This is a genomic window from Mesorhizobium sp. M0848, assembly GCF_040319805.1.
In the GTDB taxonomy this organism is placed as follows: domain Bacteria; phylum Pseudomonadota; class Alphaproteobacteria; order Rhizobiales; family Rhizobiaceae; genus Mesorhizobium.
The window spans coordinates 280,316-304,027 of the sequence record NZ_JAMYOM010000003.1 but is presented as its reverse complement, the minus strand read 5'-3'; the positions used below and the strand labels follow the sequence as shown (position 1 = coordinate 304,027).

Sequence of the window (23,712 nt, the reverse complement as noted above, 5' to 3'; positions counted from 1 at the left end):
TGCCGAAATGACCGCTCCTCCACTATTGAATGAAGGCGCGCATGCGCTTTTCGGCGGAATGGGCCATCGGCGCGCCTTGCGAACCAGAGGCCTTAATGCGCAAAGATCATGAACAGCGGCACCAAAAGAAGATAAAGTCAAAATTCGTCCCTGTGAATGAATTTGCTTACAAAGCTTTAGCCCTTGCCCTTCTTCCCACTATAGCCAGCTGCGGCGTGCCTACGATAGGTCAAGCCCTATGGTATGAATATTCGCGCCCTGGAATTTATATTTGCACTCCGAGCGGTTTCGGGCAGCAATCTCGTTGCTATCTGAAATTTTCCCGTCGCTCGGATCGTTGAATTTCACCTTTCGGCTGGATACATCCCGACCTCCCCCTGAATCGCGCAACCCTCATTTCATGGCGATCGCTGATTCGACATAGCGAACAGCTTGTGGCGCCGACTGCCAGCGGCCGGCCCAATACCCTGATTCAAAATGAGGAACTGCCCTGGACATCTCCTGGTTCAGCTTCGAGGCCGATGCCGGCCCGTGATTAACCATTCGCAAACAGATATGGTTAAGAAATATCTAATTTAGTTGACTATGATTTCCACAGGTATATTTTCGATGTGTTGGGATGTGCAATTTGGGCGAGCAATCGACGATGGTGACACCGGGCGTGTGATCGCGATTTCGGGGCGCAGAGAATGCTGAGCGGCAGCACGGAGGTTGTGTAGTCGCACCAGCTTCGCGAAAGCCAAAGAACAATTGACGCACATCAGTGATGGCGGTTCCGCAGATGCGGAGGTTTGCCACGTTCTGAGGAACGTGGCCGGGCGATGCTTTGTCCCGGCCCGGCGGTAGCGTGTGCGGTGCGTATGAGGAAACCATGAGTAAGCTTGTCAAGGTTCTGAAACTGGAATCCGGCAGCCAAAGGGGCGCCAACCAAAGCCGACGACGCGCCCTTGTCGCCGGAGGAGCGGGATTTTTAGGATCGCATCTGTGCGAACGTCTTTTGCGGGACGGATACGACGTTGTCGCGCTGGACAATTTCCACACCGGCAAAAGATACAATCTCAATACCCTCCTGCATAATCCGCGCTTCAGCTGCATCGAGCACGACATCGTCGATGCATTGCCTTCGGATCTTCAATGCGACGAGATCTACAATCTCGCCTGCCCCGCCTCTCCGCCGCACTATCAGGCAGACCCGATCCACACCTTCAAGACAAGCGTACTTGGATCGCTGAACCTTCTGGAACTCGCGCGACAGAACAAGGCCAAGATATTCCAGGCCTCTACGTCCGAAGTCTATGGCGATCCCTTCGTGCATCCACAGCCCGAGAGCTACTTCGGCAACGTCAACACGCACGGACCGCGCTCCTGCTACGATGAAGGCAAGCGCTCGGCCGAAACCCTGTTCTTCGATTATTCGAGAACCTATGGCCTCGATATCCGTGTCGCTCGCATTTTCAACACCTACGGTCGCCGCATGCAGCCCGACGATGGGCGTGTGGTTTCGAACTTCATCGTTCAGGCGCTGCGCGGCGAGGACCTGACCGTCTATGGCAGCGGCCAGCAGACACGCTCCTTCTGCTATGCCGACGACCTGATCGAGGGCTTTATCCGGCTGATGAACGCACCGATTGCGCCCGCCCACCCGGTCAATCTCGGCAACCCTGCCGAATTCACCATCATGGAACTGGCGACGCTGGTCGTCGATTACACCAACGCCCGGTCGAAGATCGTGCATCGGCCGCTGCCCGTCGACGATCCCAGGCAGCGCAAGCCGGACATCTCCTTTGCCAAGGCCAATCTCGGCTGGGAGCCGAAAATCAGCTTGAGCCAGGGGCTCGCGCGTACCGTCGAGTATTTTGATGCCCTGCTTTACGGAAGTCACATCGCCAGGGGAGCTGCCGCTTCATGAGCCGGCCGGCAGTCCTGGTGACGGGTGGAGCCGGTTTCATCGGCAGTCACACCTGCAAGCAGCTGGCCGCCGCCGGCTACATGCCGGTGGTTTTCGACAATCTGAGCCGCGGCAATGAGAGATCCGTCGGCTGGGGTCCGCTTGTCGTCGGCGATATCCGGGATCAGGATGCACTGCGGCGGGCTATGGAAACGTACCGGCCGACGGCCGTGATCCATTTTGCGGCGCTGGCCTATGTCGGAGAGTCCGTTCGCGAGCCGGCCGAATATTATTCGACCAATGTGACAGGCACCATCGCGGTGCTCGATGCCGCACGCGCGAGTTCGATCGAAAACATCATCTTCTCCAGCAGTTGTGCGACCTACGGCGTGCCGGAAGCGTTGCCCGTTCGCGAGACCTCCTCGCAAAATCCGATCAGCCCCTACGGGCGCTCCAAGCTGATGGGTGAACAGATCATCGGCGACTATGCATCCGCGTATGGAATGAAATTTGCGATCCTGCGCTATTTCAACGCTTGTGGCGCCGATCCCGACGGCGAGCTCGGTGAGTGGCATTCGCCGGAAACCCATCTGGTTCCCAGAGTGCTCATGGCCGCATCGGGCATCATCGACGCGATCGAGGTTTTCGGCACCGACTACGACACGTCGGACGGCACCTGCGTAAGGGATTATATCCACGTCACCGATCTGGCCCGCGCTCACCTGAAAGCGCTCATCTATCTCGAGGGTGGCGGGCGAAGTCTTGCGGTCAATCTCGGCACCGGGCGGGGCATCTCCATCAAGGAGATCGTCAAGGCGGTCGGCCGAATGACGTCGAGGCCGGTTCCGGCAGTGCTCAGGAGCCGACGCCCTGGGGATCCGGCGGAGCTCTACGCCGATCCGGGAAGCGCACGCGAACATCTTGGCTTTGTGCCGGAGCTTTCAGACATCGACACCATTGTCAGGACGGCCGCTCCCTTTTTCGGACTGAAGACCAAGCCAATGAAACTGCCGCCAGCCAGGGTGGCAGCGTCGGTCGTCGCTCGACGAGTCAGAGATAGCGGGGGTGACAGCTCGCGCGCTGGCCAAATCCGCTAGGGCTGCAGATATAAGGCGAGCCGCCCGAGAACGTGCTGCCATCGCCCGGATTGAACGAGATTTTCACCGGCGCCGGCGTGCTGGCTTTGATCCGTTGCGGTGGTGCAAAGGCGTAGGCACTTTCAGTTGCTATTGTGCTTGTCATCTGGATCGGATGGTCGGCACGGAGCGAGCGCACGAGAAATGTGGCCTGCACGGGCTGGACCGCGGGCTGACTGCGGACCGGGTGGACTATGGGCCTGATAAGGACCGAACCGGTTTCAGTTGCGTCCATACCTTGACAACCTGCAACCATAGAGCTCAACGCTACGGCCGCGGCAATAGATACGACATTTTTGCTTGAGCAAAATACGCTCGCGGAATTTCTCATCCTCTGTCCCTTGCTATCAAGTATAAGCCAAGGGCGCGTTGCGACATACTATACTTGGGCCGCTTTCACGCCGCATGAGTGACCACTCGCACATCACACGTTATATTAGATATCACTAATTATTAAATTTCATCAAAACCGTATGGCAGGCCATCGTCTCGTCGTCTGGCTGATGCAATTGAATGCGACTAGATGCGATCGGCGCGCCGACCGCGCCTGCCGAGCCGCTTAAGGCTTAACCATAGGCGATTCGCGGGTTCCGCGACAGGCGCACGGCAAGAACAGCCAGGCCACTGGCTCAGCGTGGCTGGAAGCATGGCCTACTTCTTGGCATCGACCAGCTTGCGGGTCTCTTCGAACTGCGCGCCCTTGGTGTCGCCTGCTTCGAATTTCTTGTATTCGTCGGAAGGATCCTCGGGAGATCGCTTGAAACCGTACCATTCCCCGTCCGGATCCTTGCGTTGCTCGATGTTCCGGCCCTGAATGCGATGGCTGTAGCAGGTGCGGTGGGGTTCGCCGGTGTAGCTCTTCGATCGCCAGGCGAGCTCCATGCACATCTTGCCGTCCTTGGTCACCAGCCATCTGCCCTCCGCGACGGTTGCCGTGTCCTGCCCGGACGTCCAGGCCCTGAGGTGTCGATTGTCCCGCGCGAAATAAGCTGCTCCGTCCTTCCATATCCATGTGCGGCCGGCATACAGAAGCTGTAGTTCGTAAGCAGTCGGAACAGCGGCGGTAACGGGTTCCGCCGTGCTTTTGTCGTTGGCGGCGGCCGCTTGCGCCGCTCCCGAAACAGCCACCTGACCGCAGAGAGCCAGGAGCAGCACAAGTTGCTTGACACTGGCACCCCGGCGAGGCCCCTTGCGATACCGACGGCCGACATCAAGCGGCAGCGATCTGATCAAAGCTGTCGGCATAGTTGGCACTCGCATGTCTATTCGGTCCAAGGCGGCTGCGTCAGCACTTTGACGGCCACGCGAACCATTTAACAGTCGTGAGAAAGGCGGTGTCAACCGCCGCAAAGCATGCGGGCAACAACTATTCGCGACACGCGCATTGTCCATCAAGACGGCAACATCGCGATTGCGCATCGGGCTTATGGATCCGGACAGCCGGCCGACCTAAATCAGCAGCCATCGATGAAACCGAGGCCATAGTCGGGTTGGAAAGCAGGCCAATGCCGGAGGTTCCGCGGCCGCCTGAAGTTGCGCGGATGCGCGCTCGCAAGCCAGGCAATGCGATCGATCGGAAAGGCTTGGGCCGCTACCAATGCTGTGGATTTTGAGATACAGCACGCCGCGGCCGACGGAATCCGATAGCGCAAGCCTGCGCAGGAATTGTTGAATTGTTGAAACGAGCTGCCTCAATAATCGTGAGCCTGGCCCTGCTGGCGTGGGTCGTCAGCGACTCGCGCTGGAAGATGGTGGGCGATGCTTTCGCGAGCATCACGCCCGGCGCTTTCGCGGCCGTGGCGCTTGCGTTGTTCGTCACCTACGTGCTGCGCGCGCTGCGCGTCTGCGACGAGTTCCGCGACGAGGTGCATGGCCGTTTCGGTGCCTGCCTGCGGATCATCCTGATCCACAATGCAATGATCAACGTCGTGCCCTTTCGCGGCGGCGAGACGGCCTTTCCCCTGCTCCTGCGCCAGGTCTTCGGCATACCGATCATGCGCGCCAGCGCCTCGCTGCTGTGGTTCAGACTGCAGGATGCCTTCGTCGTCGGCGTGCTGGCCCTGGCTGTGTGGCCGGGCCTGCATCCGGCGACAAGGATCGCGGGCGTGGCCGCGGTGATCGCTGCCGCCTGGTGTCTGCCGCGCTGGGCGCGTGCGCCGCATGACTGGGCAGGCCGCGGCAAGATCGTGGCGAAACTCGGCAGGCTGCGCGATGTCTTCACCGAGGCGACCGGCCGATCGCGCTATGGCTGGTGGTGGACGATCGCCAATTGGTCGCTGAAGCTCACCGTACAGGGATGGTTGCTGGCAATGCTGCTGGGGACATCCTTTTCGACCGCCTTTCCAGGCGTCGTCGGGGCCGAAGGCGCCGCCATACTGCCGGTGCAAGGCATCGCCGGCTTCGGCACCTACGAAGCGGGTGCAGCGGCGGCGCTGCTCACCTCCGGCATTGCCATGAAGAGCGGCCTTCAGGCAGCGCTGGCACTGCATCTGTTCATCTTCTGCTCGGCAATCGCCACGGGTGCGATCGCCTGGCTGTTTCCCTCGAAATCGACGCTGCCGGGGAACCCGGCCGTCGGCCCTGCAAGGAAACCATCCCTATGAGCGTATTGCCCATCCCTGCTTCGGGACTGCCTGACGGCGCGGTGATGCCGGAGCATACACTGTCCATCGTCGTGCCCATGTACAACGAGGCTGAAAACGTCGAACCGCTGCTGGCACGGGTTCATCAGGCGGTGGAACGCTACGGCCAGCCGTGGGAGGTCGTGCTGGTCGATGACGGCAGTACCGACGCGACGGTGAGCGAGATCAGGCGCCTGGCGGCGCATTACGGCCCGCATGTGCATGCGGTCGAGCTGGTGCGCAACTACAAGCAAACCGCCGCGATGCAGGCTGGTATCGACGCAGCGCGCGGCGACGTCATCGCCACGATCGACGGCGACCTGCAAAATGATCCCTTCGACATTCCGCGTATGGTCTACCGCCTGTTGAGCGAGGATCTCGACCTGGTGGTCGGCTGGCGCAAGGATCGCCAGGAAGGGTTTTTCATGCGCAGGCTGCCCTCGCGCATTGCCAACGCGCTGATCGCGCGCGTCACCGGGGTGCGCCTCAAGGACTATGGCTGCAGCCTCAAGGTCTATCGCGGCAACGTCATCCGCAGCGTCAAGCTCTATGGCGAGATGCACCGCTTCATCCCGGCATGGCTGGCCACGGTGACGACACCCAGACGCATCGCGCAGGAGGTGGTGACGCACCATGCCCGCATCCACGGCCAGTCCAAATACGGCATTTCGCGCACCTTCAGGGTCGTGCTCGATCTGGTGTTCATGTATTTCTTCATGCGCTATCGCACACGGCCCGGGCACTTCTTCGGCGGCATCGGCATCGTGCTTGGCGCGCTGGGTTCGCTGATCCTTGCCTACCTGCTTTGCCTGAAGCTGCTTTTCGCCGAGGACATCGGAACACGCCCGATGCTGTTCACCGGCTTCTTCCTGCTCATCGCCGGGGTGCAGATGGTGACGTCGGGCGTGCTGGCTGAAATGCTGGCACGGGTCTATCACGAAGCGAATGGAGCATCGGCCTATGTCGCGCGGCCACAGCCGGCGCCCAGTGACAATGACGGCTGGCTCCGCCCGGGCCGGCCATCATGAGCTGATCGGGACTTCCTGAAGGTTCCCGCCCAACAGACCGATGGCGCCCGGAGGGCAAGAGGCAAGGCGCAACGCGCCAAACCTCTCGCCCTCGACGGCGCCCCCCGGCGAAGACCAGACGGCGATCAAATCGGCCGCCACTTCAGGTCCGATGTTCCAGTCTAGTAACGCGAACGGCAGCTGGCGCGCTGGCCGAAACCGCTCGGGCCGCAAATCCAGGGCGAATGACCCAGGAACGGGCCGCCATTGCCCGGGCTGTAGGAGACCTTCACCGTCGCCGGCCTGCCGACCCGCTGCGGCCGCACGAAGGCCGCATAGGTCTCCTGCCTCGTACGCGTCACCATGGTCGTCTGTGTGAGCGGCTTGCGGTAGAGAACCTTCTTTCCGACGCGATCGAGCTTCCTGACGTGCTGGACCTTCTTGCCAAAACCTTGATCAACGATCCGTCCGTTGATTGAGCTGGTCTTGGTCGTGTCCATCGTCTGGCAGCCTGACAACATCGAGGCCAATGCGATTGCAGCAACAGCATAGGCATATTTTCTGCCGGTCAGATTTTCCATAAACTGTCTCATCATCTGCTCCCTGCCCTGTAATGCAACGTGATTGAAAGCGAAGAATATACTTCGAATCCGTCGTTTCTAATCGCTCGTGAGTGGTCGTTTTCCACTCACATCGTTCCGTCATATTAGAAGAGACTTATTAAAATTCGTGCAAACGTCATAATGAACGCAGCCTTTCACTCTTCGCTCGAATTTGAAGGAAATTCGATTGTCGGATCGGCTGGCAGACGGAGCCTTGCCAAACGGCACACCGGCATACGCGACGGACTCGCGCCCGCGGCAAACAGAAGCCGGCGCTCGGGCTGTCAGGGATGTTGCGATGTATAAAACGCTCAGCGCCGCAACCGGCGCCGGCAGGGCCGACTGCCCCAGGCTCTCTCCAGCCGACAAAAAGGGCTGGCGATCCTTATCGCCGGAAGTGGCTGGATGTGGCGGCCCGCTCCAGAGTGCCTATGCCGCTATATGCACCCCTCGACAAATGGACCGCTGACCCACAGCGAGCCGCTGTTGAACATGCTGGTCCCGCTGTCATCGATGAACCCTACAGTCTTGTTGTCGACATGCAGCTTGCTCTTCGGCACCACTCGGCCGTCTATCTTGATATTCTTGACGAACAGGTTGCGATCGCCAGCCTTGCCCTGCCCCGCCCACAAGTCGTTGGCATAGCGGAGTTCGATTTTCCGCGGATTGGGCACGGCGCTTAGATTGAAGCGAAATGGTACGGTATGAGCGGACGCTGCCTTCAACTCCGCGACGATCGATTCTGCTGTGATCGCCGTGCTTTCCGTCCCCAGGACGTCCGCCTGTCCAACCGGCTTTCCGTCGACAAGCACGTCGAGCCGAGGGGAACCCTCGAAGCTGGTACCGGCCGCGTCGATCTCGAGGCTGGCAATGCTGCAACGCGCCGCGTCTTTCGTCGCATCGGCGATCATATCGGCAACGCGGCGCTTCTGCGACTGTACCCATCCCGCGATCGGCTGCAGGATGGCGGTGCGATCGCCGGTGCCGGCCTTGATGAGGTTGACCTTTTCCGTAGGATCCGTCTTGAGGTCATACGCCTCGATGCTGCCGGTGGTCGCGTTGAAGGTGACCTTTCGATCATCTTCGCGGTAGCCGAATTGGAAACCGCTCCAGGGAATGAAGAAGAATGTCTTGTTCGGCCGCTGCTCGCTGAACAAGCTGTGACCCTGCCAGGATCTTGGAAGCGGAAGGCCGAGTATATCGAGGATGGTCGGGGCTATGTCGATAATCCCACCGACAGCATGTGCGACGTCATCATGGAAAAGCTGCTTGTTGATCATGATAAGCGGGATATGGATATTTTCTTCGTAGAGAGCACTGGCATGAACGTAGTTCCCATGCTCTCCAAACGCTTCACCGTGGTCGCCGAGTATGACCACAAGCGTCGAATCGAGTTTGCCGGACTGCTTGAGTGAATCGAGTATCTGTCCCAGCGCCTGGTCGCCGACCTTCAGCGCGTTGAGGTAGGCGTTGAACTTCTCGTCATCGGAATAGTGAACTTTCGAGCCGTCAGAGAGGTCGGGGATCTCTTTCATCGCCGTAAACAGCGGGCTGTCGATGAGATACGGGTAATGGGTCATCGCCGTAAACATCACCGCGAAGAAGGGATTTTCGGCATCCTCATTCACCCAGTTGATGACGGATTGAGCGGTACAGAGATCGCTGTTGTAGTCGAAATTCTTCCATTCCTTGGAACTGAGCTTGAATGTGGGAATATCGCATTTCTGCCCACGGTAGTCCTGAATGACATCAAGCCCCTTGTTGAGCAGAAACTCATCCACGCGCTGGAACCGTGAATCCGCACTCCAGAAAAATCCGGTGCGAAAGCCGCTTGCGGTCAGAGTGTTGGATATTGAACTCAGCGGCAGATCCGGATGGCTCGCGGTCATTCCATAGTAAGATATGTCATTGTACATCGAGCTGAACAACGAAAATATCGAATAGTTTGTAGAGGGAGTGTGCGCATATATATTGTCGAAGCGTATCGAGTCACTTGAGTAGCTCTTTATGTTTGGTGTAACAGTATACTTTCCACCAAACGTCTCGACGTATCGGGATGGCACCGATTCCATCATGAAAACCAGCACGTTCTTTATCGGATTTGGTGATTGCACCTTGAAGCTGGACGTCTCCGCCGGACGTTCCCCAACGCTGGCGACGTCAACGTCCACCCCGGTATTCACGGCGAAAACGACGGGGGTCGGACTGAACAGAGCCGATTCAACAAAGTACACGATAGGGTTGGCAACCTTTGCCTCTGGCAAGGCCGTCGCCCGAACATGGTACCCGGTGCCGACCAGTCCAGCACCGACGCACAGGAAAAGCGTCCCCAGCAATACCGCTCGAGCAGTTCCCGCCAGCCGCACGCACAGCCCTGCTGTCGCATAACCCAAGACCAGCGCCAGAACTATGGACAACGACGAGAATGCGAAATCCCTTGGGTTGAGCGCGTCACCTATGGCGTTCTTGGCGTCGGCATTCTGCAGGAAGTCGCCATAGATCAACCACTGGAAAGTAAACGGCTCGCTCAGCATTTTGACGAGATTGATGTTGGCAAACCCCCAACATAGCGAAATCAGGATGGCGAGATAGAAAGTGATGACCACGACGACGCCGAAGAGGCGGCTGGCCTTTGCCAGGAAAAGCAGGAGCAGGGCTGCTGCCGTCAGCGACGAAATGAAAATCAGATCGTGGTAGCTTGACGCTATCCCGCTGGGGATAGAGGCCAAGCGACCCTGGAGCGTCGATTGGGGATCGATGATGAAGCCGCGGTAGACACCCAGAAGCACCCAGGAGAAAAACCCGGTGCAAGCGATCAGCAGGCCTGCGCGGAGGAAGCGCTTGGAACCTTGTGAACCGGGCTGTGTCTTCAATTCCATCTGACCGTTCCGTGCATAACCGCGATGACAACCGAAAGAGCAAAGGGCCTGATGCTACGTTGCAATCTCAAAGCCGCTGCCATTTTCCAAGTGCCAGGTTCACTCGCCCGGCGAACCGACAGATCTCGAATTAGCCACCGCTTCCACCCCTGGGGTCGAGAAATCCCCGTGCCTTGGGTGTTTTGTCATGGCAATTCCTGAGTTGGCGGGCGCCAGGCTCTTCCAGACTATCTGACGATTGGCCGATCCCAGGCGGGGTCAAGATGGAATGTGCGGGTTCCGCTCCCACCACGCCCGGCTCCGGAAACCGGGTAGGCCACGCTGACGATGCGCACACCGCCTGCTCCCTGCTGGAGCCCATATATGCCTTCCAGGCCGCGGTCATAAAACGCAGCGCCCGGGACGAAGAGCGCAACGCCAGCGAGCGAGGCCTGCAAGGCGAGTTTCGCGACGTTGCGCCGCAACGAAATTCTGTTCTCCGCCAGGTGCCTGGTGATGATTACGACCACAAGCAACCCGTAGACGAACGCATTGAAGGCAGCGAACCAGTAGAAGCCGGTGGCATCCGACGCGCGGTCCACCAGAAGGACCGGCAGCGAAGCTCCGATTGCAAGTGCCACATACGGAACGATGACGCGGGCAGGCAGCAGATTTTTCGGGCCACTGCCCTTGGGGGTAACACGAAAATCCACGAACGACTTGGTCACATAATCACGGATCGACGACAGCGTGCCCGCCAGCACCCACGGCCAACGCGCGAAGAATGAGAACAACATTCCCTCCCAACTGATCGTCCTGGCAGTGAGCGGGCGCGACAGGTCGAATGCCTTCAGCAACATCACCAGCATAATCAGGGAAATAGAGTTCGGAGCATAGTATAAAAGGAAATCAACATATGTCACATTGGCGAAGCTCTTCGCCGTCAGAAGCGCGTACATAGGCATGACGTACATGACAAGCGAAAACACGGCGAAAAGCGGATACCAGAGCTGGCGAAACAGGAACTGGAATTTCAGCCGTGGCGATAGCTTGGAAAGGTATATGGGCGAGTATTCGAGCATGATCGTCATCAGGCTCCGCGACCACTGGAACTCCTGCGTGACAAGATCGGCAAAGGTCTGCGGGCCATCGCCATGGGCAATGGCGTCTATGGCATGCACACCGCGCCAACCAGCCGCAATGAACAGCATGGACGTCGAGTGATCTTCGGCCAGTTCCGGGCCAAGGCCGCCGACCTGCTTGAGCGCTGCGGTTCTCACGGCATAGTGCGAGCCGATGCAGAGCGGCGTTCCGTCGCCCGTATGGCCGGACTGCAAGGGTCCGTGGAACATCCCTTCCGGGAACAGTCGGCCGCGTGCCGACCAGCTTTCAGCGGCATTGTTGTCGCATATGCTCGGCGCCGATACATAGCCAACCGCCGGGTCGGCAAAGGCGACCAGGATTTCCCTGAGATAGGTTGGTGTCGGGACGTGGTCCGCATCCATCTGAGCGACGAAGTGGTAGCGCTCATAACCATAGTGGTCGTAGAAGAACGCCAGGTTTCCCTCTTTGCAGCGCGTCCGGCGGGGCCACACCTTGCGGTGATAATCTTCCCGCCCGCGCCGCGTCGAAATCATGACGTTATGGGCATCGCACCAGGCAATCGTTTCCTCTGACGGGTCCTCGTCGGCCAGCCAGGTATCATGCGGACAGTCCTGCGCCAGCATCGCTTCGAGCGTTCGCGCAACCACCGAAAACGGTTCGGACGGAGCCTTGGTCACCACCATCGCGACCCGCGAACGTTCCGGGATCGTGTGAAGACTGGACGGCTTTTTCATCGCATGCACGTTCAAGAGAAAATACATCGGCATGAACGTCAGCCATACGAGCGTCAATGTCGCCAGCATGTATGGAATGACATGTTCGATGTGCCCGGGCTGCAGCCACCAGAACCAGAAAAATCCGAACGTTACCGACCAGCAGGCAAGTCCCAGCCTCCAGATCCGCCGCTGGGTGGCCGACAGCACCGGCACCAGAAAAGGAGGCTTCTCCGCCGCCTTCCCCGGAGCCGCCCCACGCCCCCGTTTCGGCATGGTCTTGCCGCTGATGATCCCCACGTCCGCGGAAACACTCATACACGTACCGCCGCCACCCGAGCATCAGCCGAACGACGGCAGACGCGCCTTGAAAACCCGCCCTTAGAATCCACTTGGGTGTCTTAGAGTCAACTAAATTAAGTGTTGGTTAACTATACTTCTTGCGAATTGGTTAACTTAACATCTTGAATCGGGAGGGTAATTCCGTGGACGCCTCCCCCGACCAGCACTGCAATCACAGCCGGCAAAAGTTTCAGCGTCGGAGAATCCGTCGAAGGGGCCGAGGCTGTCCGCAGGAAGAAGCGCCCAAGGCAGCGTTAACCATGTTGCGAACATCATGGTTAAGCAACCATTAATTGCGCTTGACTCTTTGGTCCGCCCGGCTCTTAAATTAGACCGGGATGATATATCGGAATATTGACGCGAATTTGTGAGTATCGCGGCGAAACTCTCTCGACGGCTCCTTCTGTGTTGGCGCCTTGAGAAGTAATTTTGGGTGGGCTTCGTGCGAAGGTTCGCACAACCGCCAATGATCGCTCCGAAATCCCGCAGATTCCGCCAATGGAGCCGACAGGTTTTTTGGGTAGCCGTATCGATCAGGCATCGATGCGCACGGGCGAAGCCTTAACTTCCGCGAGAAGTCGAGGCCATGGGAGAATCTATGATGACACACTCCGCGGCAAAGGCACTTGCAATCGCGCTGGTATTGGGCGGAAGCGCCGCCTTCCCTACTGCAGGAGGGGCCGGCTCCGTAACCGCGACCGACCCCGTTCAGACGAGCAGCGCTGCGTCGGCGTTCGGTTCCTATGATCCCTACGGGGACTTCAGCACCGACAAGAGCGCCAGCATCGAAGAGCTGTTCCTGCCCTGGGAAGACGTCGATCTGTCGACGCTGCCGCTTGCCGACGCTTATGCGCTGCAGCGCGGCCGTTCGCTTCTGATCACGATTGAGCCGTGGACATGGTCCAAGGACTGGCGCATCACCCCGCCCGAATTGCGCGACGGCATTTTGAGCGGCAAATATGATGCCAACATGCAGGCAATCTGCGGCCTGGTGGGACAGATGAAGAGCCCGGTGACCATTCGCTGGGCTCAGGAAATGGAAGACAAGAACGGCCGCTTCACCTGGGCCAACTGGGCTCCCAAGGACTGGATCTCCGCTTACAAGCGCGAAGTCGACATCTGCCGCAAGGCTGCCCCCGCCGCCAAGTACATGTGGTCGCCCAAAGGCGAAGAGGGTTTGGAAAAATACTACCCCGGCGACGACTATGTCGACGTCATCGGCCTGTCGGTGTTCGGTCTGCAGAAAAAAGACGGTGACGAGACCGGTCGTGACCGCACCTTCGCTGAACTGCTGAAGCCCGGCTATGACCGCGTTGCGGTGTTCAACAAGCCGATCGTCGTTGCGGAACTCGGCTATGTCGGAAAGCAGGACTATGTCTCGAAATGGCAGGAAGATTCCCGCAAATCCTACGCGGAGTTCCCGGCTCTGACTTCGGTCGTCTACTTCAACCAGAAGGAAGTGTGGCCGTGGCTGGGCGGCTATGGTCTGCCCGACTGGAGGGTGACCCAGCATGTCTTGCCCTAGAGCATGATACTGAAAAAGTGAGAAAGCGGCTTTTCGGACAAACGGGGCACCATCTGTCCAGGCATCATGCTCCATCTCTTTGATTTAGTGGCGGATTCAGATTTCAGGATTCACCTGAAATCATCTCAAGCGTTCTCATAAACTGGGCGTGGCGTAACAGTAGGGGTAGGGGTTGTGAAACGAGTACTGGGCAATTGTATCGGAACGGCACTTGCCTGTTCCATTGGTCTGTTTGCTTTCCAGATTCCCGCAACAGCCAAGACGGCGACGAAAATCGCCGAACAGGCCATGCGGGCAGAGGTGGTGCCGGACAAAGGCATCTACCAGATGTACCAGAACCGCTCGTGGCTCTGGGGTCGGGAGGGTGCCGGATATTTTGCCGTCCAGCGCCGTCAGTTCAGTGCCTGGACCTCGGACAAGGCGCGCAAGCTGGGCTACGGTGACGGCATCTGGTTCATTCCCGGAGGAGGCAAGCTGTGCTTCCGCGCAAAATGGCACGGAGCCGGAGGCGACTCCAACGCTCTTTCCTGTTTCGAACATCGCCAGGCAGGCAGGATTCTCTACCAGCGCCGGGTTCCAGATGGAGAATGGTACGTATTCAGGAGTTCGCACCGCAACCTTGCGGACGCGTTCATGAAATTGAAACACGGCGACTACGTCAGCCGCAAACAGAGCCGGATCAAGGCAAAGTAGTAGAGACTTTCATCCGGGACAGGGCACTGGTCCAAAAGCGGGTCGACTGAACGGTCAGCGACCTGCCTCAGTCACGTTCAGGCGACCTGCCTTAAGCCTTGCGCTCCCAGCGGCGATCTGGCGTCTGTTGCCAATAGGTGACGGCGTGGCCAGCGCTCTTCATCACCTTCCAGTGCCCTCGCGCCGCCTCGAGCTGGGCGGCATCGTGGCCATCGAACAGGAACACGGCGCGCTCGTAGCCGCCAAGGTCAGGCGGCACCGCGCCGTCGACCAGGAACCTTATCTTTGCGTCGTTGGGATTGCTGTCGCCGGTGGTCAACAGAATCGGCTGTTCGCCGGGATGAGCCTCACGATCGGTCGCGTGCGCCAGGAACGAATCGTCCCGGAAGGTCCAAAGATGCTGGTCGAGCGCATCGCGGCGTTCCTCGGTGCCTGTCTGCACCACGGCGCGCCAGCCACGGTCGACGCTGCGCTCCAGGAGGCCTGGCAGCGCATCCTCCAGCGTCGATTCGGTCAGGTGGTAGAACAGGACGTCGGCCATCGCTTCAGCCTATAGTGATTGAACCCGTTCACTGCTCATAATTGTCGCGCACCAGCCGGTCGAGCAGCCTGACGCCGAAACCGGAACCCCAGGACTGGTTGATCTCGTTCGACGGCGCCCCCATCGCCGTGCCGGCAATGTCGAGATGGGCCCATGGCGTGTCCTTGACGAAGCGCTGCAGAAACTGCGCCGCGATGGTGGCGCCGCCAAAACGGCCGCCGATGTTCTTCATGTCGGCGTTCTTGGAATCGATCAGCTTGTCGTATTCGGCCCCCAGCGGCATGCGCCACAGCCGTTCCTGCGTCGCCTGCCCCGCCGCCGCCAACTTTTCGGCCAGTTCGTCATTGTTGGAAAAGAGGCCGGCATAATGTTGACCGAGCGCCACCATGATGGCGCCGGTCAGCGTCGCCAGATTGACCATGAATTTCGGCTGGAAGCGGTCGTTGCAGTACCACAACGCATCGGCCAGCACGAGGCGGCCCTCGGCGTCGGTATTGAGCACCTCGATGGTCTGGCCCGACATCGAAGTGACGATATCACCGGGGCGCTGGGCATGACCGTCGACGGCATTTTCGACCAGTCCGATGATACCGACGACATTGGCTTTCGCCTTGCGGGCCGCCAGCGCATGCATCAGGCCGGTAACGGCGGCGGCACCGCCCATGTCGCCCTTCATATCCTCCATGCCCGAGGCCGGCTTTATGGAATTGCCGCCAGTGTCGAAAGTGACGCCCTTGCCGACGAAGGCGATCGGGCTGTCCTTCGGCTTGCCGCCGTTCCACTGCATGATCGCCATGCGGGCGCCGCGCGGCGATCCTTGCGCGACACCGAGCAGCGAGCCCATGCCGAGCTTCTTCATTTCCTTCTCAGCCAATATCTCGACCTTGACGCCTAGTGCCTCGAGTTCCTTGGCGCGGGCAGCGAACTCGACCGGCCCAAGCACGTTTGCCGGTTCGTTGACGAGGTCGCGCGCCAGTAGGACGCCGTCTATCACCGCCTCGGCATCGGCGAAGGCCTTCTTCGCAGCGGCCGGATCGGCGGTGTGGATGGTCACCTTGACCGGCTTCTTCGGCTCTGCCTTGCCGTCGTCCTTGTCCTTCCTGGTCTTGTACTTGTCGAAGGAATAGCTGCGCAGGAGAATGCCCGCGGCAAGGCTTGCCGCGTCTTTCGCGCTCGGCGAGGCGCCGGCCACATCGAGGACCACCGCCACTTCGGTCGCCTTGCGCAGCGACGCGGCAACGGTGCCGCCAAGCTTCAACCACGCATATTCGTCCAGTCCCGATACCTTGCCGGCGCCTATCGCCACCAGTCTGTCGAGCGATGCTCCCTGCGGCGCCAGAACTTCCACCGTGCTGGCGAACTTGCCCGTGAACTCAGCCACGGGAAAGGCCCGCTCCAGTGTCTTGCCGGGATCACCGGCCTTGGCGACGTCGCTCAGGCCGCCCTCATCCGCCGCGAGCACGAAGACCGTGCCCTTCTTGTTCACCGCGCTCTGGGACCCGGAAAATTTGGCGAAGGCGATCGACGGTCTTTGATTCATCATGTCCTGCTTTCAGGGAATGCGCGACTTTTGGGGAAGCGGTTCGAAACGATGCGCGACATTTGGTCGTTTTCCGGCATTTGGCAAGACTTTGCCGAATTGGCATCCCATATGACCTATGGAATCGATGACGATTCGTCGCGGCACGGCCCCGCTTTTTGCCGCAACCTGTTGTTAACCATCGATGTTCGCCCTTTCTTATCCATTCCCGCCGACACTCCGCCCAGCCGGGGGGCGTGATGTGGGACAGAACCCGGATAGACCATCTGATGAGCCAGTTGTGCAGGCGCTGCCGGACAGCTACCTTGTTCGGTGGCATGATGCCGTTCGAAAAAATCGAGAAAAGCCTTCATGAAGGTCGTTGAACGCTACATCATGCGCCGCGCTTTCGTGGTCTTCATGGCCGCTCTTGTGTGGACGCTGGCGATCGTATGGACGACGCAGGTGCTGGCAAAGATCGATCTGGTCACCGACAGCGGCCAGTCGGCGCTGACCTTCTTCGAAGTCGCCGCCCTCATCCTTCCGTCCATCATCCCGATCGTGGTGCCTTTTGCCCTGGTGGTAGCGGTCGCACAGACACTCAGTGTCATGAATTCGGATTCCGAACTCGCCGTCGTCAACGCCGCGGGGGCCTCGCGCTGGACGATCGTGCGGCCGATCATGTTGCTGGCGCTCGCCGCCGCCGTTTTTTCCTTTGCCGTCGACAACGGCATCGACCCTTACGCACGGCAGAAGAACCGGGCCCTGGTGGCGTCGTCGCGCGCGGATCTGTTGTCGCTGATCATCCAGGAAGGCACCTTCCGCAAGATTGACGACGGGTTGTTCCTGCAGATCGGCGAGCGCCTTCCGAACAATCGGCTGGGTGGCATTTTCGTCGCCGATTCGCGCGAAGAAGGCGTCAACCTCGTCTACTACGCCAAGACCGGCAGCATCGTCGAACGCGGCGGTGAAAAGGTGCTGATGATGAATGACGGCGTCATCCATCGCAAAACGCTGACCGGCGATCTCTCCGTCATCCGCTTCACCTCCTATGCCTTCGACATGTCGGCCTTCATGGCGGCGGCTTCGGCGGTGACGCTCCTGCCCAAGGACCAGACGACGCAGTACCTGCTCAACCCGGGTGCCAACGACAAGTATTATCAGCAGAACCCCTACGAATACCGGGCCGAGGTCAACCAACGGTTCTCGGAATGGACCTATTCCATGGTTTTCGCGCTGATCGCGCTTGCAGTCGCCGGCGATGCGCGCTCGCACCGCGAGGCGCGCGTCAATCCGCTGATCACGGCGATCACGATATCGCTGTTCGTGCGTTGGCTGGGCTTTTTTGCCGCCAGCAAGGCGGATGAGGTCCCGCAATATGCGTATATGGTCTATGGCGTGCCGATCGTGGCTTCCGCGGTGGCGATCTGGTTCATCGTCTCCAACCGGACACTGGAACTGCCCGTGACCTGGGCGGACTGGATGACAAACTTCGCCACGCGCATCGCTGACAGCTGGAATGCTTTCAAATTGCGTTTGTCCAGGCGCGGCGCATCAGGCCAAGGGGTCGGCTGATGGGCTGGACACTGGGCCGCTATTTCTTTTTCCGCTATGTGACGATCACCATCTGGTTCTTCATCGGCCTCCTGGCGCTGGTGTTCCTGATCGATTTCACCGAGCTGTCCGGACGCACCACCGGCCTGCCCGGCTTCACCTACGGCACGGCGGTAGCCATTTCAGGCCTCCGTATGCCGATGATCATGCTGCAGACGGTGCCGTTCGTCGGTCTCTTCTCGGCGATGGCGACGCTGGTGTCGCTGAACCGGCGCTACGAGCTGGTCATCGCGCGTTCCGCCGGTGTTTCCGCCTGGCAGTTCCTCTTGCCCTGCTGTATCGGAGCCTTGCTGTTCGGCGTCCTGTCGGTTGGCGTCATCAATCCACTCGCCGCGCACGCATTCTCCTGGTCCGAGCAGATCGAAACCCAGCTGCGTTCGGGCAAATCGAATACGGTCTCGGCCGATGCCGCGCCCTGGATCCGTCAGAAAACCAGTTCGGGCGACACCATCATCGGTGCGCGGGCCATCCTGAACCAGGGCCTGGAAATGGCCGATGTCGTATTTTTCATTCTCGACCCGCAAGGCAACATCGTCGAGCGCAAGGACGCCGCCCGTGCCTTCCTGCGCGACGGCTATTGGGAATTGCAGGACGTCAAGACGTTCCAGAACGGCACGATCCAGGCATCGGCAACCGATCGCGTACCGACCAATCTGAAGCCCGAATTCGTGCAAGAGCGGCTGGCTCGCCCCGAAACCATCCCGTTCTACGACCTGCCCGGAAAGGTCGAGGTTGCCCGCTCCTTTGGCCTCAAGGCAAATGCCTTTGCCATGCAGTTTGATTCGCTCGTGGCGTTGCCGTTCCTTCTCGTCGCCATGACGCTGATCGCGGCAACGGTTTCAATGCGATTTGCCAGGATGGGACAGTCGGCGACGATGATTCTGGGTGGCATCATCGCTGGCTTTCTGCTTTATGTCGTTTCGGTGCTGGTGAAGGCATTCGGCGTGGCGGGATTCGTGCCGACTGTCGTAGCCGCCTGGGTACCGGTCATGGTGGCTATGTTCTTCGGGGTGACTTTCCTGCTATACAAGGAAGACGGCTAGTGAGGGAGGCGTTTTTGCCCAGCAACAGGCAGGCCGGTTTGGCGCGCCTCTATGCGGCGACCGCCTTGGCGTGCGTGCTTGCCTACGCCGTTCCGGCACCGGCGCTTGCGCAGGACGTCGGCGACATGGCGACATCGGTTCCGGCCGGCTCGCAAATGCTGCTGGCGGCCGATACGCTGGTCTACAACAACGACAACCAGACCGTGACCGCCGTCGGCGGTGTGCAGATCGACTATGGTGGCAATCGCCTTGTCGCCCAGCGGGTCGAATACAACCGCAACACCAAGCGGATGGTCGCGAGCGGCAACGTCGAAGTCATCAACAGCGACGGCACCAAGATCAATTCGCAACATATCGACATCACCGATGACTTCGCCGACGGCTTCGTCAACGCGTTGCGGGTCGAGACCATCGACAAGGCCTATTTCGCCGCCGAAAGCGCAGAACGCATGGGCGGCGTGCTGACCACTTTCCACAATGGCGTCTACACCGCCTGCGAGCCGTGCGAGGATAAGCCGGACAAAGCGCCGACCTGGCGCGTCAAGGCCAAGAAGATCATCTGGAACGGTGAGAAGAAGACGGTTCGCTTCGAGAATGCGAATTTCGAATTCTTCGGTTTTCCGCTTGCCTATCTGCCTGCATTCGAAATTGCCGACCCGACGGTGAAGCGCAAGAGCGGCTTCCTGATCCCGAGCATCATCTACAAGAGCGATCTCGGCGTCGGCGTGAAAGTCCCCTATTATCTCGCATTGGCGCCGACCTACGACCTGACCGTCACCGGCACCGGCTATACCAGGCAGGGTTTCCTCGGTGAGGCCGAGTGGCGTCAGCGCTTCGACAATGGCGAGTACAGCTTGAAGATCGCCGGGATACACCAGCAGAATCCCGACGCCTTCCTCGACACCACTGCCTTCCCATCCAGCTCTGGCCACAACGTCAATTCGGGCAGCGCCGGCGATCCCAACAAATTCCGCGGCATGATGGGTACCCAGGGGCAGTTCGCCATCAACTCACGCTGGAACTTCGGCTGGGACGTGCTGCTGCAGACCGACAAGAACTTCTCGAACACCTACGGCATCGACAAGTACAATAGCAGCGTTCACCAGTCGTCAGTCTACTTGACGGGTCTCAACGGCCGCAATTATTTCGACGTGCGCGCCATGCATTTCGATGTGCAGGAAGATACGCCTGACGACAATATCTCTGCGCGAAGTGGACAACAGCCGTGGGTGCTGCCGTCGCTCGATTACGCCTATATTCCTGATGCCTCGGTGGCCGGCGGCCAGCTGTCCCTCAATGTCAACGCGCGTGTCATCCGCCGCGACGATGTCGATGAGACCTTCGTCCAGCCCTACAATGCCCTCACTCCGACGCAGCGCGTCCGCGGCATCGAAGGCGAATCGGGCCGTCTCACCGCCGAGGCCGAGTGGAAGCGGAGTTTCGTCACAGATGACGGACTGGTGCTAACGCCGTTGCTCGCGCTGCAGGGCGATGTGGACTACCTCAACGCATCGTCGGCTTCGCTAGACGCCATCGACCGAATGGCAACGCATTTGGGCGAGCAGGACGATATGCGCTCGTCATTTGCCCGTTACATGGCAACCGCGGGCCTCGAGATGCGTTGGCCGGTGCTGTTTTCCATGGCCAGCGGGTCCAGCCATGTCATCGAGCCAATGGCGCAGGTCTTCATGCGTCCGAACGAGCAATATGTCGGCGGCCTCTCAGTGCCCAACGAAGACGCCCAAAGCATGGTCTTCGACGCGACCACCTTGTTCGAGCGCGACAAGTTCTCCGGTTACGACCGCGTCGAAGGCGGTTCGCGCGCCAATGTCGGCTTCCGCTATTCCGGCTCGTACAATAATGGCTGGGGCACCAATGCGATTTTCGGCCAATCCTATCAGATCGGCGGCGAGAACTCCTTTGCCGCGCCGGATCTGGTCAATGTCGGCGCCAATTCCGGCCTCGACACGACCAAGTCCGACTATGTCGGCCTGTTCGGCATCAACAGCCCCAACGGCTTCGCGGCCTCGGTCAGCGGCCGTTTCGACGAACAGAGTTTCGAGGTCCGCCGTGCCGAGGTGAAGGCCGCCTATTCCGGCCTGCCTGTGTCGCTGAGCGCCAAATACGCCTTCATCCAGGCCCAGCCGCTGTACGGTTTCACGGAAGACCGCCACGAAGTCACACTTGGTGCATCCACGCATCTGGCCGAAAACTGGCGCGTCTTCGGCACAGGAACCTACGACCTGCAGCAAAGCCTGCTGGTCAAGGACGGTGTCGGCTTCGCCTACAACGATTCCTGCTTCACTTATCTGATGACCTACTCGCAGTCGCGCGATCTGAACACCAGGGAGGTGTCGCAGACCATCGGCTTCAATCTGTCGTTCCGCACCCTCGGCGATTTCGGCTCGTCGACCAGTGGCGTCGACACGATCCAGTAACAATCGGCGACATCGTTTCGCCGCATAGGGCTGGCACGGATTTCGCGCACCTGGAAAGATGAAATTGGGCGGGACCGGGATAGAATTGGGATACCAACGATGAGGAAATACCTCTTTTCAGCAGGTTTCGCGTTGCTCGTGGCGGCGACGTCCGTGTCGATCACTGCAATGACGCCGCCGGCTTTCGCCAGCGAGATCAAATACGTCGTCAACGACATTCCGGTCACCAGCGGCGACATCGCCCATCGCGCCGCCTTCCTGAAGCTGCAGCGCAAGAAGGGCGATGCCGGCCAGGAAATGATCGACCAGACGCTGCGTATGGCCGAGGCCAAGCGGCTTGGCATCCGCATCAGCGACGCACAGGTCGAGGCGGCGTATCAGCGCTTTGCCTCGAGCAACAAGATGCAGCTCAGCCAGCTTGACGGCGTCATGGAGAAGTCAGGTGTCACCAAGAGCCACTTCAAGGAATTCATCCGCGCCCAGATGGCCTGGAACCAGGCTTTGAGCGCACGCTACCGTTCCGGCGACGGCACAGGTGCCGTCAGCGAGCAGGATCTCGTGAGGAAGATGCTCGAAAAAGGCGGCGCCAAACCGAGCGCCACCGAATACATGCTGCAGCAGGTCATCTTCGTGGTGCCGGCGGCTGAACGCAGCGCGACGCTGGGCAAACGCAAGCGCGAGGCCGACGCCATGCGCGCCCGCTTCAACGGCTGCAACACGACGCGCGAATTCGCCAAGGGCTTGATCGACGTCACCGTTCGCGATCTGGGCCGGGTGCTCGCGCCGCAGCTGCCGCCGGACTGGGCCGAGCAGATCAAGGCTACCAAAGTCGGCGGTGCCACCGCCACGCGCGAAACCGAGCGCGGCGTCGAATTCATCGGCATCTGCTCGTCGCGCGAAGTGTCCGACGACAAGGTCGCCCAGATGGCGTTTCAGGCCGAAGGCTCCGGCGGCGACAAGGATGCCGACGCGCTCAGCAAGAAATATGTCGACGAGCTGAAGGCAAAAGCCCGCATCGTCAAGCGCTGACGTGGGCAACACAGTGAGTGCGCTCGCGTTGAGCGCCGGCGATCCGTCCGGCATTGGGCCGGAGATCGCCATCGCCGCCTTTATGGCGCGCGAAGCTGCCGCCCTGCCCCCCTTCTACCTGCTCGCCGATCCGGCGCTGATCGCCTCCCGGGCGCGCCTGCTCGGCATTTCGCTGCCGGTCGTCGAAACGACATCAGCGCAAGCGGCGCAGGTCTTTGCCCGCGCCTTGCCGATCGTTCCGCTAGCCGCCGGCTGCATCGACAGCCCCGGCCGGCCGGATCCGGCCAATGCGGCCGCCACCATCGAGGCCATCGACCGCGCCGTCGCCGATTGCCTTGCCGGCGAAGCCTCGGCCGTGGTCACCTGCCCCATCGCCAAGAAGCCGCTCTACGATGCGGGCTTTCGCTTTCCCGGCCACACCGAATATCTGGCGCATCTGGCAGCCCGGCACAGCGGCGTCGAGGCGATGCCTGTGATGATGCTGGCAGGACCCGACCTGCGCACCGTTCCCGTCACCATCCACATCGCGCTGGCCGAGGTGCCGAAGGCACTGACCACCGAACTGATCGTCGCCACCGCGCGCATCACCGCCGCCGACCTTACCGGCCGCTTCGGCATCGCCAAGCCGAGGCTGGCGATTGCCGGGCTCAACCCACATGCCGGCGAAGGCGGCGCCATGGGCCTCGAGGACGAGCTGATCGTGCGCCCGGCGGTCGACATCCTGCGTGCCGAAGGAATCGACGCTTTCGGCCCTTTGCCGGCCGACACGTTGTTCCATGTCCGGGCGCGGGCGGGCTACGACGCGGCCCTTTGCATGTATCACGACCAGGCGCTGATCCCGGCCAAGGCGCTGGCTTTCGACGAGGCGGTCAATGTCACGCTCGGCCTGCCCTTCATCCGCACCTCGCCCGACCACGGCACGGCCTTCGACATCGCCGGCAAGGGTGTGGCGCGGCCCGACAGCTTGATAGCCGCGCTGAAGCTTGCCCGGCGGCTGGCCGACACGAACACGAAGGCAATCGCCGTATGAGACCTCGGG

At 60.1% G+C, this 23,712-nt stretch carries 18 protein-coding genes; 12 read left to right on the top strand and 6 right to left on the bottom strand.

Annotated elements, in window-relative coordinates; genetic code table 11:
* Window positions 1-871: 871 nt before the first annotated feature.
* Window positions 872-1,909 carry a UDP-glucuronic acid decarboxylase family protein gene (locus NKH95_RS05155; RefSeq protein ID WP_352798576.1) on the top strand — a complete coding sequence of 346 codons (1,038 nt, stop codon included), beginning with the start codon at window positions 872-874 and terminating at the stop codon, window positions 1,907-1,909.
* A complete protein-coding gene (gene galE / locus NKH95_RS05150) occupies window positions 1,906-2,985 on the top strand; it encodes a UDP-glucose 4-epimerase GalE (RefSeq protein ID WP_352442187.1) in 1,080 nt (359 codons plus the stop codon). Before NKH95_RS05155 ends, galE begins: the two co-directional genes overlap by 4 nt.
* Window positions 2,986-3,675: 690 nt before the next feature.
* Here the strand turns inward: galE and NKH95_RS05145 are convergent.
* Entirely contained in the window at window positions 3,676-4,269 is a 594-nt protein-coding gene (locus NKH95_RS05145; protein WP_352792856.1) for a DUF995 domain-containing protein, read from the bottom strand.
* Between the two features lie 428 nt (window positions 4,270-4,697).
* On the opposite strand from NKH95_RS05145, the gene NKH95_RS05140 reads away from it, so the two are divergent.
* Together NKH95_RS05140 and NKH95_RS05135 are read left to right on the top strand one after the other, a co-directional pair.
* Window positions 4,698-5,627: a lysylphosphatidylglycerol synthase domain-containing protein gene (locus NKH95_RS05140; RefSeq protein WP_502895162.1), complete on the top strand. Its 930-nt coding sequence runs from the start codon at window positions 4,698-4,700 to the stop codon at window positions 5,625-5,627.
* A 44-nt stretch (window positions 5,628-5,671) separates the two neighbouring features.
* Window positions 5,672-6,673, top strand: coding sequence for a glycosyltransferase family 2 protein (locus NKH95_RS05135; RefSeq protein ID WP_352891144.1), 1,002 nt, complete (start codon window positions 5,672-5,674; stop codon window positions 6,671-6,673).
* A gap of 161 nt (window positions 6,674-6,834) precedes the next feature.
* Here NKH95_RS05135 and NKH95_RS05130 read toward each other — a convergent pair whose 3' ends face one another.
* The 3 genes from NKH95_RS05130 to NKH95_RS05120 all read right to left on the bottom strand — a co-directional run bounded on the left by NKH95_RS05130 (window position 6,835) and on the right by NKH95_RS05120 (window position 12,247).
* Window positions 6,835-7,245 carry a hypothetical protein gene (locus tag NKH95_RS05130; RefSeq protein WP_352753436.1) on the bottom strand — a complete coding sequence of 137 codons (411 nt, stop codon included), beginning with the start codon at window positions 7,243-7,245 and terminating at the stop codon, window positions 6,835-6,837.
* Window positions 7,246-7,691: 446 nt separating this feature from the next.
* Window positions 7,692-10,133 carry a sulfatase-like hydrolase/transferase gene (locus NKH95_RS05125; RefSeq protein ID WP_352722762.1) on the bottom strand — a complete coding sequence of 814 codons (2,442 nt, stop codon included), beginning with the start codon at window positions 10,131-10,133 and terminating at the stop codon, window positions 7,692-7,694.
* Between the two features lie 227 nt (window positions 10,134-10,360).
* The gene (locus tag NKH95_RS05120) at window positions 10,361-12,247 is read right to left on the bottom strand and encodes a glycosyltransferase family 2 protein (protein ID WP_352891139.1); all 1,887 of its coding nucleotides are present in this window, start codon (window positions 12,245-12,247) and stop codon (window positions 10,361-10,363) included.
* A gap of 625 nt (window positions 12,248-12,872) precedes the next feature.
* Between NKH95_RS05120 and NKH95_RS05115 the strand changes: the two genes are divergently transcribed.
* Together NKH95_RS05115 and NKH95_RS05110 are read left to right on the top strand one after the other, a co-directional pair.
* Window positions 12,873-13,796: a glycoside hydrolase family 26 protein gene (locus NKH95_RS05115; protein ID WP_128305696.1), complete on the top strand. Its 924-nt coding sequence runs from the start codon at window positions 12,873-12,875 to the stop codon at window positions 13,794-13,796.
* A gap of 174 nt (window positions 13,797-13,970) precedes the next feature.
* Window positions 13,971-14,489 carry a DUF995 domain-containing protein gene (locus NKH95_RS05110; RefSeq protein ID WP_031213743.1) on the top strand — a complete coding sequence of 173 codons (519 nt, stop codon included), beginning with the start codon at window positions 13,971-13,973 and terminating at the stop codon, window positions 14,487-14,489.
* A 91-nt stretch (window positions 14,490-14,580) separates the two neighbouring features.
* On the opposite strand, the gene NKH95_RS05105 is transcribed toward NKH95_RS05110, so the two are convergent.
* Window positions 14,581-15,030 (bottom strand): DNA polymerase III subunit chi, encoded by a 450-nt coding sequence (locus tag NKH95_RS05105; RefSeq protein WP_352631889.1) that lies wholly within the window; start codon window positions 15,028-15,030, stop codon window positions 14,581-14,583.
* 28 nt (window positions 15,031-15,058) lie between these two features.
* Complete coding sequence (locus tag NKH95_RS05100) at window positions 15,059-16,570, bottom strand: leucyl aminopeptidase (protein ID WP_127289425.1); 1,512 nt, start codon at window positions 16,568-16,570, stop codon at window positions 15,059-15,061.
* A 51-nt stretch (window positions 16,571-16,621) separates the two neighbouring features.
* Here NKH95_RS05100 and NKH95_RS05095 point away from each other — a divergent pair, with 51 nt between their 5' ends.
* The 6 genes from NKH95_RS05095 to pdxA all read left to right on the top strand — a co-directional run bounded on the left by NKH95_RS05095 (window position 16,622) and on the right by pdxA (window position 23,703).
* Entirely contained in the window at window positions 16,622-16,810 is a 189-nt protein-coding gene (locus tag NKH95_RS05095) for a hypothetical protein (protein WP_127289235.1), read from the top strand.
* 111 nt (window positions 16,811-16,921) lie between these two features.
* Window positions 16,922-18,124: an LPS export ABC transporter permease LptF gene (gene lptF / locus NKH95_RS05090; protein WP_023813771.1), complete on the top strand. Its 1,203-nt coding sequence runs from the start codon at window positions 16,922-16,924 to the stop codon at window positions 18,122-18,124.
* Window positions 18,121-19,206, top strand: coding sequence for an LPS export ABC transporter permease LptG (lptG, locus tag NKH95_RS05085; protein ID WP_031213741.1), 1,086 nt, complete (start codon window positions 18,121-18,123; stop codon window positions 19,204-19,206). The genes lptF and lptG overlap by 4 nt, the downstream gene beginning before the upstream one ends.
* A complete protein-coding gene (locus tag NKH95_RS05080; RefSeq protein WP_023813769.1) occupies window positions 19,206-21,644 on the top strand; it encodes an LPS-assembly protein LptD in 2,439 nt (812 codons plus the stop codon). The genes lptG and NKH95_RS05080 overlap by 1 nt, the downstream gene beginning before the upstream one ends.
* Before the next feature lie 99 nt (window positions 21,645-21,743).
* A complete protein-coding gene (locus NKH95_RS05075; protein WP_023813768.1) occupies window positions 21,744-22,673 on the top strand; it encodes a peptidylprolyl isomerase in 930 nt (309 codons plus the stop codon).
* A gap of 13 nt (window positions 22,674-22,686) precedes the next feature.
* Window positions 22,687-23,703 carry a 4-hydroxythreonine-4-phosphate dehydrogenase PdxA gene (gene pdxA / locus NKH95_RS05070; RefSeq protein WP_502895161.1) on the top strand — a complete coding sequence of 339 codons (1,017 nt, stop codon included), beginning with the start codon at window positions 22,687-22,689 and terminating at the stop codon, window positions 23,701-23,703.
* The last annotated feature ends 9 nt before the right edge of the window (window positions 23,704-23,712 follow it).